General features: G+C 37.8%; 7 protein-coding genes. 2 read left to right on the plus strand and 5 right to left on the minus strand.

What is annotated here, in order from left to right:
- The 3 genes from RAO94_07200 to RAO94_07210 form a co-directional block, all read right to left on the minus strand.
- Window positions 1-1,004: right-handed parallel beta-helix repeat-containing protein (locus RAO94_07200; GenBank protein MDP8322119.1), on the minus strand; the 1,004-nt coding region annotated here is incomplete at its 3' end.
- Between the two features lie 24 nt (window positions 1,005-1,028).
- Entirely contained in the window at window positions 1,029-2,345 is a 1,317-nt protein-coding gene (locus tag RAO94_07205; GenBank protein MDP8322120.1) for a right-handed parallel beta-helix repeat-containing protein, read from the minus strand.
- 140 nt (window positions 2,346-2,485) lie between these two features.
- The gene (locus RAO94_07210; GenBank protein ID MDP8322121.1) at window positions 2,486-5,152 is read right to left on the minus strand and encodes a right-handed parallel beta-helix repeat-containing protein; all 2,667 of its coding nucleotides are present in this window, start codon (window positions 5,150-5,152) and stop codon (window positions 2,486-2,488) included.
- Between the two features lie 1,003 nt (window positions 5,153-6,155).
- Here RAO94_07210 and RAO94_07215 point away from each other — a divergent pair.
- Together RAO94_07215 and RAO94_07220 are read left to right on the plus strand one after the other, a co-directional pair.
- The gene (locus RAO94_07215) at window positions 6,156-9,251 is read left to right on the plus strand and encodes a T9SS type A sorting domain-containing protein (GenBank protein ID MDP8322122.1); all 3,096 of its coding nucleotides are present in this window, start codon (window positions 6,156-6,158) and stop codon (window positions 9,249-9,251) included.
- 56 nt (window positions 9,252-9,307) lie between these two features.
- Window positions 9,308-11,437: a T9SS type A sorting domain-containing protein gene (locus RAO94_07220; protein MDP8322123.1), complete on the plus strand. Its 2,130-nt coding sequence runs from the start codon at window positions 9,308-9,310 to the stop codon at window positions 11,435-11,437.
- Between the two features lie 463 nt (window positions 11,438-11,900).
- On the opposite strand, the gene lysS is transcribed toward RAO94_07220, so the two are convergent.
- Window positions 11,901-13,397: a lysine--tRNA ligase gene (gene lysS / locus RAO94_07225; protein MDP8322124.1), complete on the minus strand. Its 1,497-nt coding sequence runs from the start codon at window positions 13,395-13,397 to the stop codon at window positions 11,901-11,903.
- 207 nt (window positions 13,398-13,604) lie between these two features.
- Window positions 13,605-13,793 (minus strand): hypothetical protein, encoded by a 189-nt coding sequence (locus RAO94_07230; protein MDP8322125.1) that lies wholly within the window; start codon window positions 13,791-13,793, stop codon window positions 13,605-13,607.
- Window positions 13,794-13,960: the final 167 nt, after the last annotated feature.

A 13,960-nucleotide genomic window follows, 5' to 3' on the forward strand; every position in this document is an offset into this window, starting at 1 on the left:
GCACCAATATCCGGAGCAAAATCATGATATTCACTTTCATCCAGATCAAGATAGACAATACCGTCATATTCAAAGTAAGCCGTCCCGACATTGATACATGGGGAACTATCAGACAGCGAATAATCAGAAATTTCAGGATCAATAAATCCAGGCTCTGTTTCTATCACATAGCCATATTCATCATCCTCAAGAGAGTCATACACATATGAATCCTCAAAATCCTCTATATTGCAATTAAAGATCAGATAATCTACGCTATTGCCATCATAAATTGCCTCTTCTTCACAATTATAGATAATAGTATTCAGCAGTACAAGCTCACAACCATTTAGTTTTATGCCCCAACCTTCATTATCTGATATGGTGCAATTTGAGACTTGCAGAAAACTATTCATTCCACACCGAATGGCACTTTCACAGTTGCTACCTGTATTATTAGTTATTTCCGTATTACTAACTTTTACATAAGAATCATAAACAACATTAATGAAGCCACCATAAACATAGTCATTTTCTCTGATTTGGCAATGGTCTATCTCAATTTCTCCAGCATCTCTGATATAAAATACACCTCCATCACAGGAAGGATAACCCACATTATTCTCGAATAGACAATGACTAATCCTCCCATTTGCTCCATCTTCTATCCACATAACAGCTTCCGGGCAGTTTCTAATTCTGAAACCTGTAATTTCAAACCAGTTAATCTCATCATCGATTATTATACGTGATAATAGTTCAATAATTGTGGAATCAATATAACTCTCATTTCCAGTCTGATAATACAATGATCTTAAATATAGAGGTTTACCATGAAAATCAAGGGTTTCCTGATAGATACCCGGGTGAATGATCAGAGTATCACTTGCCTCTGCATAATTCATCCCCTGGCTGATTTCGCTGTGCCAGGTATTCTGAGTGATATTGTGCACCCGTTGTGAGGTTACAGTGATCAGATCAGCTTCCAGATGAAGTTCGCTGCCATTTTCATCAGTTACTTGCAATGATACGCTGTAAATTCCTTCTTGCTAGTAAATATGAATTGGATATTGCTCATAACTATCTATAATACCGTCATTCTCAAAATCCCACTGCCACTCTACTATTTCTCCAGTAGAATAATCCTGAAACTGCAGCGGACTTCCAGCGCACACATTATCTTCCTCCACATAGAAATAAGCATGCAAGGGGGCTGATATTTCACTTTCATGATACCCACGGTCAGGACGCAAGCCATTATAATCCTCTATACTAAAGCTTATGCCGCCATAGTGTTCTACCGGCAACCAGCCCACATCTTCCTGATATTCAAATTCAGCCAAACCTGTATCGATACCCGGCGAACCGACTCCCAGGCTGTAATCTTCTGCCAATTGACAATCCCAGTCAGTATTCAGCATCACATCTTCTTCAGCAGCTATTTCATAATCCAGGCTGCAGGCAGCATAACGATAATGTGACCAGTCAACAGTTTCAGCAGGAACTCCATCATTGGCTACAATGCAGTTAACCAGAAATGTAAATGATAACTGGGTGCAAAATAGCGAGCCTCCCCCGTTTGTATTGTTGGCTATTGTGCAATTCCTTAACAAACAGAAAGATTCTCCGTCCAGTTTAAAAGTAGAATGGAATAAGCCATAATTTTCTGCAAACAGGCAATTATTCAGTTCTGCAAAAGTTACACCATCGATATGCGCTCCAGAATAATTACCTACAAATTCGCAATTCTCAATCAGGGGATTACTATGATAATATACTGCCAATCCCCTATATGCCTGCGTTACATTACAATTCAATACGTGAGCATCTGAGTTTGTTATAAATATACCTATGCTCCACTCCATTCCATTTCCTGTAACTGCAATATCACTTATAACCGGATCCACACCGATTACTTCTATCCCTCTTGCCTGCTCGATCATAATATGGCAATGCTCTATACGTGGGCTTGTGCCACCATGACAAGAAATCCCCACTCCTCCTTCCGGAGTCATATTTCTAATCGAAAATCCGCTAAACACTAAATTCTCCGTTTCCAGATTTTGTATGATCACAACATTCTCTAAAATACCTTCACCATCTATGATCGTACTACTGATAAAGGAAGTGTCCTCTGTTGTAAAAAACCAGGAAGCAACCAGGATTTCCTTCTCTAAAAAATCTATCCCTTCCAGATAAGTTCCAGGAGCAACCAGCAATGTGTCACCATTATTTGCCACTTCAATTCCTGCTTGAATAGATACAAATTCTCCACTGCCATCCTTCGCAATATCAATGATATTACAGTAAACTACTCCTGATAATAAAATACATAATACCCAAATTATAATTGCAATTCGCTTCATATTTGCACCTCCAGAAAATTTTAATACCATTAACCTATCTATATAATGTACTGTGTATCAATGTTTTTTTAATCTTCATTTAATAAAGAAAGAAAATAAAAAAACGTGAAAAATTGAGCAAGGATTTTATTGTAACAATATTATTTCAAGAGCAGTATCCTCCGGTTAATCTGGTCATAACTATTTTGCAGACGTAAAAAATACAAGCCGCTGGTACAGGCATTACCTGACTCATTAATCCCCTCCCAGCTAATTTCATGGCATCCTGACTTTAATTTCTCATTAAGCAGTTGTTTCACTAATTGACCTTTAATATTATAAATATTCAGTGTCACAATATCACTGGCTGGTAAAGTAAATTTAATAGTAGTCACTGGATTAAAGGGATTAGGGTAATTGATCATATTCATCCGCACAGGTGCGATGTCTTCTTCATCATTTTCCACATTAGTATTCTCATAAGCACCAATATCCGGAGCAAAACCATGATATTCACTTTCATCCAGATTCAGATAGATTGTGCCGTCATATTCAAAGTAAGCCGTCCCGGCATTGATACAGGCAGAACTATCAGTCAGCGTATAATCAAAAACCTCAGGATCAACAAATCCAGGCTCTGTTTCTATCACATAGCCATATTCATCATCATCAAGAAGTCCATACACAGATAAATCCTCAAAATCTTCTATATCACAATTAAAGATCAAAAAATCTGTACCGTAGTCATTAAAGATTGCATCATCCTCACAATTATAAATGATAGTATTCAGCAGAACAAGCTCACAATTATTCATTCTTATACCCCAACCTTCATTATCGGCAATCGTGCAATTAGTGATCTGCAAAAAACTGCTGCTTCCGCATTTGATGGCACTCTCACAATTAATCCCCGTATTCTGAGTTATTTCCGTATTACTGACTTTCACCTGAGAATCACTAACAACATTTATGAATTCGCCATAAGTATATTCATTTTCTCTGATTTGGCAATGGTCTATCTCAATTTCTCCAGCATCCCTGATATAAAATACACCTCCATCAGTGGCAAAATAACCCCCATTATTCTCGAATAGACAATGACTAATCCTCCCATTTGCTCCATCTCGAATCCACATAACGGCTTCCGGGCAGTTTCTAATTCTGAAACCTGTTATTTCAAACCAGTTGATCTCATCATCGATTATTATTCGTGATAATGGCTCAATAATTGTGGAATCAATATAACTTTCATCCCCAGTCTCAGAATATAATGATCTTAAATATAGTGGTTTACCCTGAAAATCAAGCACCTCCTGATAAATACCCGGGTGGATGATCAAAGTGTCTCCTGCCTCTGCATAATTCATACCCTGGCTTATTTCGCTGTGCCAGGTATTCTGACTGATATTGTGCACCCGTTGTGACGTTACAGTTATCAGATCAGTTTCCAGATATAGTTCGCTGCCATTTTCGTCAGTTACTTGCAATGATACGCTGTAAATTCCTTCTTCCTCGTAAATATGAACTGGATATTGCTCATTACTATCTATAATACCGTCATTCTCGAAATCCCATTGCCACTCTACTATCTCTCCAGTAGAATAGTCCTGAAACTGCAGCGGACTTCCAGCACACACATTATCTTCCTCCACATAAAAATAAGCATGCAAAGGAGCCGGAATTTCACTTTCACGATAACCCCTGTCTGGACGCAAGCCATTATAATCCTCTATATTAAAGCTGATGCCCTCATAATGTTCCAATGTAAAACTTCCTACATCTTCCTGATATTCAAATTCTGATATACCGGTGTCAATACAAGGTGAGCCAGCACCTAAACTGTAATCTCCTGATAACTGGCAGTCCCAATCTGTATTCAGCATCACATCTTCTTCAGCCGCTATTTCATAATCCAAGACACAGGCTGCATACCTGAAATGTGACCAGGCAATAGGTACAGCAGGGACTCCATTATTAGCTACTATGCAATTAGCCAGAAATGTAAATGATATCTGTCTGCAAAAAAGCGAGCCCATTTCGTTTGTATTACCGGCAATAGTACAATTCCTCAATAAACAAAAAGATTCGTTATCCAGCTCAAAGGCGTATCTCTCTGCTCCATAGCTTTCTGCGATCAGGCAATTATCCAGCTCCGCAAAAACTACTCCTTCGATATGTGCTCCGCAATAATTACCCACAAATTCGCAATTTTCTATAAAGGGGCTGCAATGATAGTAAATTGCCAGACCCATATATGCCTGCGTTACTCGGCAATTCAATACTTGAGCATCTGAATTTGTTATATATATACCAGTGCCCCATTCTGCTCCAGTTCCTGTTACTACAATATCACTTATAACCGGCTCCCCACCGTGTAAACTTATCCCACCTCCCTGCTCGATATAAATATGGCAATGCTCTATACGCGGATTTGTTCCACCTGAATAATATATCCCCACCCCACCTTCAACAGACATATTTCTAAGGGAAAATCCGCTAAATATTGTATTATCCGTTTCCAGATTTTCTATGAGCACTACATTCTCCAGAATATCTTCTCCATCTATGATCGTACTACTGATAAAAGATGTATCCTGGGTAGTAAAATACCAGGAAGCCACTAAAATCTCCTTCTCCAGAAAATCGATCCCTTCATAATATATCCCCGGTGCCACTAATACCGTGTCACTATCACTTGCCACCTCGATCCCTGATTGTATTGATGTGTAATCTCCACTGCCGTCTACAGCAATATCAATAATATCACCATAAACAATTACTGATATTAAAAGAAAAAAAGCCCCAATCAAAATTGTCATTAGCTTCATATCGCACCTCCACAAAGTATCTATATTGACTTAAAATCAAATGCCTAACTGGCTAACAATTAGTTATATTGGATTAATAACTGTCAATATTTAATTTGGAATATAAATCATTTATATACAAATAGTTTTAGTAAGTTTATTCTCAATAAGGAAAAAATGAATTTTTTACAAATATACAAATAGCTTGAAAATGCGTATTAAATTGCATCTTCATACCCCATTGATTCTATTAAGAATATATATTAATTAGCTCATTATTAAAATGAACTACCCCGGGGCAAGCCCCGAAGTATCATTAGGAAAGAGTTTGAATGAAAACCCAGGTTTTCAAACTTTCCTGTTTACCCCGACGCAAGCGTCGAGGAATTCTTTTGATTAAATTGAAGATAAATCAAAAAAAAGAGAAAATATTTTGTTGATAATTTAAATCGGAGTATAAAACTGCACTAAATTTTAAATACTATACAGGTGAACATATTTTATTTATTGCGTTATTCTTATCTAACTATAACTAAACAAGTTAGTTGTATAGTGGCTGTAATCGAAACAATTAAGTAAATTTAATTGCACTTTTCAATGATTTACTATAATAAAATATTGCCTACTATCAAACAATCTAAGCAGAGAAAAAATATAACATAAAATACATTTTTTTTGCGTGGTGTTGTCACACTTTGCATTTTTTCCGGACTATATATATAGAGAGAGTAAAATTCTTTTTGTTTTAATTCAATTGTAAGGATTTTTTATGATGTTAATTTTGAGTGCTTTAATTTGTAAAATTTCTGAAAGGCAGAAACTTAATTTGATAATCCTACCGATGTCAAATAGGGATTCTTGAGCTGACAGATAAATTTATGATTATTAATTATGAATAAGAGATTTGTACTATGTTGTCAAGTAGCCTCTTTAAAAAAAATGGAATTTGTACAATTTCACTTTCGATAGCTAAAACCTCCAATAATCAATTATTTTATAAAAAAACAAAATTTGGAGGATCTTAATGGCTAAGATATATTTTCTGATAATACTATTAATCAGTTCTACATTTTTAGTAGCTGAGTGCGAATTTATGGGGTTGATTTCACGGGCAGGGCAGAGCGTTTCCTGGGAAGAAGATGACCTCGGATCTACATGGTCTAATCCGGAAGATCCTTATGATTTTTTTGATTTCTTATATGAGCATTCGAATAATGAAATATCAATTAATCCTGATGGATATGGGGTTATCTGCTATGATGAAGATGGATTTATGCCACCCATAGACTATCCTGTTGTTTCTGGAGTATCTCAATATAACATTATCAATTTTAGTAATCTACCCTATGGATATGCTTGGTACAAAATTTCAGACCAAAGTGAAGATAATGGATGGATCGAAAAGGTAAATGATGAATATACCCAATCTTTCGGAGATGCCTATGACTTTATACTCGATAATCAAGATGAATTAAGTCTTGTCTTAGGCCATGTGCGAAATGGATTTACCGGAATCGGCAGTCATCCTTTCACCTATCAGATTCCTGAGAGATATTGCAGTAAAACATACTCATTTATTCATAATGGCTTAATCTGTGATGATTTCAAAGATGATTGTTATGATTATGCCTCTGTTAATTTTACTGATTTCGGTTCTCAATGGTGTGGTATTGAACCTTACCACACCTATCCAAATGATGAAACCTGGATTGACAGTGAGCTATTATTTCTATATGTCATGGCATACATTGAGGAAGCAGATTATAATGTACTTGAGGGTTTACATAATGCCTTAAGCAGTAATATGGCTACACCATACTTAGTGAATAACAATTCATCTAATAAAGTAAACTTCATCTTTTCTGATGGCGAAAATATGTATCTGTTCTGTAATTACAAAGATACCGATATTATTGACCCTGAATATGTACTTTATTACAAAGATTTTGAAAAGTATTATGGAGTAATAACAGCAAAACCTACCGGTGATCTGGAAACCTGGAATGCTTTGAATGAAAACGAGCTGGTAGTTTTATCAAGATATGGGGAAACAAGGTTAACAGACTTTATGAATGTGCCTTCCGATTACGCCTTCGTTGATGGGGAACTTGACCTGACATCGATTACTGATCATACATTTATTAGTGGTGATTCTCAGATAACAGGTCAGCAGACCCTTAGCGATATACTGCAGTTTGCCGGGCATTATGAATTGGAGATTACTGGTAGTCTCAATATTTCATCAGGTGGCAATCTTTCCCTTAATCACGGTGCTATTGTTGATGTACATGGCTTAGATTCAAGACTCTTTTTAGGGGATGGTGCAATTGTTGAAGGCTGTGTACCCAGACGTCCCCAGTCAAGTTATATAGGCTTAAGTTCTGCGGAAGGTGTACATGGTGACTATATCATCGCTCAGGCTGGCGGTATTATTACTACTCAGGCAAGCAATGATTATAATCAAAATGATTTAGTAGTTGATATAAAAGCTAATGATAATTATATTTCCTGGGATGGAATTTACATCAAAGATCCCTGGACAATTGATTTTATCGCAAGTGACCATAACAAAATATCATTCACTAACTGTGAGTTTGATGGTATGGATAATCTCCAAATTTATGATAGCCCCTATGTTACACAAGATTGGGAGCCTCGAACCGTGCATTTTTATACTTCCAATTTCAGAAATGGTAATCAGGTCTCTATCCAGGATGGACATAACCTGTATATTGAAGGCATTGATCTGGAAAATAATCCCTGTGAATTTACCGGAAACTCCAGATATGCCATCGCATCCTACCACTCTCAGCTTAATATGATAAATACTGTTATCGGCGGAAACAGTAATGATGCTAATTATCATGGAGTATATCTCTATGATTCTGCCATCGGAGAATCCAGTTTTGAAGATTGTGAAGTTTCCTATAATAACGGAACTGGCTTTATTTTTAATTGCACTTATGTTGGGTTGTTTGACAATATCAGCTCCAGTTACAACGAGCTTCACGGTATCTATTGCCATACAGGAACAAGATTCATCGATGATATCCAATATAACAGTTTTACTAACGTAGAATTACTTCAAAATGAAAAGGCTGAGTTTATTGCCTGGGAACCTGAGAGTTTTCGCATGGGAAATGGGCATCCAATTACTCTTACTCCTTATGAAACTGAATATCCCATCCTGGTAAACCTTTTCTGGGAAGATGGTGATGGACCTGTGGATATCAGAGGAACAGACCTTGTTTCTGATGATGTTCAGTATTTATTGCCTGCTGATCCTGATGCCTGGATTGTTAATGAAAATTATAACCTTTCAGATGAAGCAATACTTCTGAGTAATGCTGCTTTGGAAATTGCCGGAGAAGATTACGATGAGGCAGAGATTATTCTCAAAGATGTGATAGTTGTTTACCCGGACAGCAAAGAAGCTGCCTCTGCGGTTTATTATCTTTATCAATTAACCGGTATGACCACCCAGGATTATGCAGCTTTGATCACTTATCTGCAAAGTATCTACTTCCAGGAAGGTTCCGAATTAGCCAAAGCAGTTAAAGCAGTTATTGCCAAAAGCTTTATGAAAGAAGAACTCTACCTGCAAGCCATTGCTACAATCGAAGATCTGATCGCTTCACTTGAAGATGAAGACGAGATCATCTCAGCCCTGATTGACGAGGGCTACTATTACCTGCAACTGGCTGAAAGCGGTATTAGAGACCTGCCCGAAGAATGCTCTCTCAAGGTTAATTCCTTTACGGAATATCAAAATAAGGCTTTTGAACTTCAAAATCAAATGTCAAACTTCAAAGCTTATGATTATCTGACTAATGTCCAAAAACCTTCACAACTGCTTTCTAATAATTATCCCAATCCATTTAATCCCTCCACGACTATACAATATGTCTTGCCTGTTAACTCTCACCTTGAATTGGCTATCTACAATATCAAAGGTCAAAAGATCAATACTCTGGTTAATGAATATTGCCAGTCAGGTGCTCACAGTATCGTCTGGAATGGAAATGATGCCAGTGGCAGCCCTGTTGCTTCAGGTTTATACTTCTATCGTCTGAAAACCGATACCGAAACGAATTCAGGCAAGCTGATGCTGCTGAAATAACCCATTTAACCAGGAGCGGATATTTTCCGCTCCTGGTTTTTTAAAAGGATAATACTGTGAAAAATATATTTCTTATACTCCTATGCTTGCCTATGTTTTGCCTATCCGGCACGATTATTACCGGTACGATCGATGGTGACACTGTCTGGTCACCGGAAAACAATCCTTACGAAGTCTTTGACATCGTTACTATCACTGAAAATACCACCCTTACCATAATGCCTGGTACGGAAGTCATTATGGATTCCAAAAGGTGTATCTGTCATGATGATAGACTTGATTTCTTCTGGGAAATCTCTCCCTCCCATCCAGGAACTTTCTACATATATGGCAGAATTATTGCTTGTGGAACTGAGCAGGACAGTATCATTTTCACCAGACCTCCCAATTCTCCTAATGAATTATGGGGTAATTTCTATATTTATCCCAATGCCCCTCTGAACATCTTTGAACACTGCTCCATAAGTTACAGTTTTTCTTTCAACAGATTTCTTGGTGATCCCTCCGATGCCTGTATCCGGGCTGAAAACGGCAGGATCATTGTTCGCAATTGCCATTTTTATAATAACCAGTGTCCGGTATCCACAGAGAGTAATCCCGATAGTAATAATTCCATGCTCTGCGAGGTTACTAATAATCTTTTTGAACTTTTGAATAACGAAAATGACTATCTGGAGTATCGTATCACCACTCAGTGTATAGTTTGGCAGGTTATTGATAATGGTTATTCTCCCTTGTTTGCTGGCAATGTTTTCAGAAATTTACCTCATGGTGGCGGTGGATGCCCAAACTCCGTTTTTAATTCTTTTAGCAATATTAACTCATCTGTCTCAGGTATTGCTTCTGGTTTATGCCCATCATATTTTTACAAAAACGCATTTCTGAATTGTGGAGAAAATGGGCTTGATATTATCTACGGTAATGCTTATGAATATCCACTTAATCAAAACTATATTAAGTCCAATTCCTTTATACATCATGGGTTTACTTCACCGCAATTTGTAAATTTCTATCATGATGCTTATGCTGAAATTTATGATAACTATTTTGAACAATACGATTTCGTGACTAATATGCACGCCTCAGGTAAAATTTTCAATAATATCTTTAATAATTCTCATGTGATCACGGATTCGCTTTTTGAATTTAATAACAACATAGTTTATAACGGTGGAAGTTTCTATAATTATAAACACCCGAGTTCCAATAATATCATTATTTTAGATGACTCTGAATTTGCCTATAGAGCTGGCAGATTGCTGGAAAATTCTATCATTCTCACTGCTCAAGGCGAAATGGAGGAAAATATTTATAGTCAATTACCACCAGATACTCTTCGCAATTGTATAATTGACTTTGATATTGCTGAATATCCTTATATCATTGACGGAGGAAATAATATCGTTATTACCCCTGAGCAGATTAACGAAGTTTTCGTTAATTTCGCAAATGATGATTTTCATCTATCACCTGGCAGTCCAGCTATTGATGCTGGTTACGATACCCCCAGATACGAATACAATCCCTTTGACCTGGATGGCAGGATCAGGCAATGGAGCGGTATCCCGGGCAACGATGCCATTATTGACATCGGCGTTTATGAATACGGCAGCCCCGAACTCGGTGAAATTATGGTTAATACTTATAATGCCGAAAGTCAGGATATTGTTAATTATGTGCTCCTGATCTTTAATGATGATCCGTCAGATTTTGAGTTTACAGATAATTATGGTTATGCATTAGTAAAAAGACCGGCAGGCATATATGAAGTGCAGGCTCAGCGCATGCTGTATGAAGATGTCTGGACAGGTGAAGTGGAATTCGTCTCCGGCGAATGTGGTGACCTCTTCATTCCCTTGACTCCCATCTATTATTTATCCGATGATAATAGCTCGATCCCGAATATCAAATCAATCCATTCTATCAAAAATTATCCCAACCCCTTCAATCCTTCAACAACAATTTCATATACCCTCGAAGAAACACAAAATATCCAGCTCACTATCTACAATATCAAAGGTCAGAAGATCAATACTCTGGTTAATGAATCTTGCCAGTCAGGTGCTCACAGTATCGTCTGGAATGGAAATGATGCCAGTGGCAGCCCTGTTGCTTCAGGTTTATACTTCTATCGCCTGAAAACCGATAACGAAACAAATTCCGGTAAGCTGATGCTGTTGAAATAATGACATATAGCCCCACCCCTTGGAGTTGATAATCATATAAATAAAGCTCCATGAGGCTTGATGAAAAAACGCCAGAATCCTCAGTAGCTTTCCGTAAATTCTTCGTAGCTATATCAAGGGAAGGATAAGGAAGTCTTTTATTCTATCGTTCGTCATGATAGAAATCTTTTGCAATTTCGTAACTGCCCTTAAATAGTCAAATTTGCATAATCTCTTTAATAATCGCCATAATTCACTGCAAATAATTACTTTGTGCCTTGTGCAAGCGTTTCTTATCACATTTACTTACCCAGTGTGGCCTCCCTGTGGCTTACCTGTGGCTAAATGACCTGTTATGGGTAATAACTATAACATTAGTTCTGGATCAAATATTTTAAAAATAATAGCAGCAAAAAGAAAAGGCGATAGATACAATTTGGGAGGGAGTTATCTATCGCCTTAGAGAGAATCTTATTTATTTCTATTAATGTTCTGGTTTCATTTGTGGAAAGAGGATCACTTCCTTGATAGAAGTATTATTGGTGAAAAGCATTATCAAGCGGTCAATCCCGATTCCCAGTCCACCTGTAGGTGGCATGCCGTATTCCATGGCTTCAATGAAATCCTCATCCATCAAGTTAGCTTCAGAATCACCCATCTCACGCATTTTCACCTGATCTTCCAAACGCTGTCGCTGATCGATTGGATCATTTAACTCAGTAAAGGCATTGGCATATTCATTTCCCATGATAAAGAGCTCAAAGCGTTCCACTATCTCTGTCTCACCAGGTTTTAGCTTTGCCAGCGGAGAGATTTCCCGCGGATAATCAAGCACAAAAGTCGGCTGGATAAGTTTGGGCTCCACAAAGTGATCAAAGAGTGCTTCAATAAGTTTACCACTGCCGGCTGAAGGCGCTACTTCAATTTTATGTTCCAGGCAAAATGCGTTGATTTTATCAAAATCAAAATCACTGGCATCAAAACCTGCATATTCCTTGATCAGATCCAGCATAGTCGCCTGACAGAAAGGTGCTTTGAAATCAAGCTCAACATCATTACAAGTAATAGTATCTGTGTGCAATACTTCTTTTGCAAGGTGCTTGATCAGGCTTTCAGTAAGCTCGATCATCCCATCGAGGTCAGTGTATGCCTGATAAAGTTCCAAAAGTGTAAATTCAGGATTATGTGATCTATCCATTCCCTCATTACGGAATACTTTGCCAATTTCATAAACCCGCTCAAATCCTCCCACAATAAGCCTTTTAAGATAGAGCTCAATAGCTATTCGCATATACAATTCTATATCCAGTGTGTTATGATGAGTTAAAAACGGACGAGCTTGAGCTCCACCGTATAAGGGTGTAAGAATTGGTGTTTCTACTTCCAGAAAACCTCTTCCTTCCAGAAAATGACGAATCCCGGAAATCAAATGTGCTCTGGTCTCAAAACTGTGCTTATGTTCCGGATTAAGTAATAAATCCAGATAGCGCTTGCGGTAACGCGTTTCTATATCATGAAATTCATCATAACGAATAGTTTTGCCATCTACCACCTTCTCTTTAACTACCGGTAAAGGACGCAAAGCTTTGCACAGTATAGTAACCTTATTTACTTTCACGGAATATTCACCCATCTGGGTAACAAAACAGATGCCATCTACCTGTACAAAATCTCCCAGATCGCAGGCTTTGAAAACGTCATAATTCTCTTCACCAGTATTATCTTTACGTACAAATATCTGAATATTACCTGATTCATCAGCAATATTGCCAAATCCTACCTTACCCTGACGCCGCAAGGCGACAAGTCTGCCAGTAACTGATACTCGCTCTTCTGATTCTATTAGCTCATCTTTTCGGGCAATGAGTTCTGATACTACATGAGTTCTGTGTGAGCGATTGGGATAAGCATTCACCTGCATATCCACCAGACGCTGTAATTTCTGACGCCGGGCCTGCATCAATTGATTTCTATTATCCATGGCATTCTCCATTATTTATAATTAACTGAACACATTTTAAATCAGCAGTTTAGATGTCAAGATAAGTAGGACTTGGCAGCGTAAGCGAAGGATGGACCTGGAAGAGACTGTTCAATTCCCACCAGCCAAGTCCTTGCGAATGGTGATTGCACCTCCGCAATGGTCGAACAGAGGATAGAAGTTTATAAATATCTATAAATAAACCAGTTAGCAATGGTTGATAGACAATTCCCACCAGCCAAAACCTTGCGAATGGTGCTTGCACCTCCGCAATGGTTGATCAGGGAATAGAAGTGGTTGATCAGCATAAACGCCAATTTTATAACAGGCATCCCCCGGCTTTTTTATCAAATTCACATACACTCGTTTTCTTCCTGTCCTTTCTATTTTTCTCATTATATATTATAGACCATATGTTTCATTTATCCCATTTTGCCCCATTATATATGCTTTTTATCATAAATATATTAAAGGTAATTATTTAGCAGCTTCCCATGTCCCAATTAACTTCCCTGTACCCTCCCTGTGGGTTCCCTGTGGGTTCCCTGTGGGTTCCCTGTGGG

Origin of the sequence: Candidatus Stygibacter australis, from assembly GCA_030765845.1 — a bacterium.
In the GTDB taxonomy this organism is placed as follows: domain Bacteria; phylum Cloacimonadota; class Cloacimonadia; order Cloacimonadales; family TCS61; genus Stygibacter; species Stygibacter australis.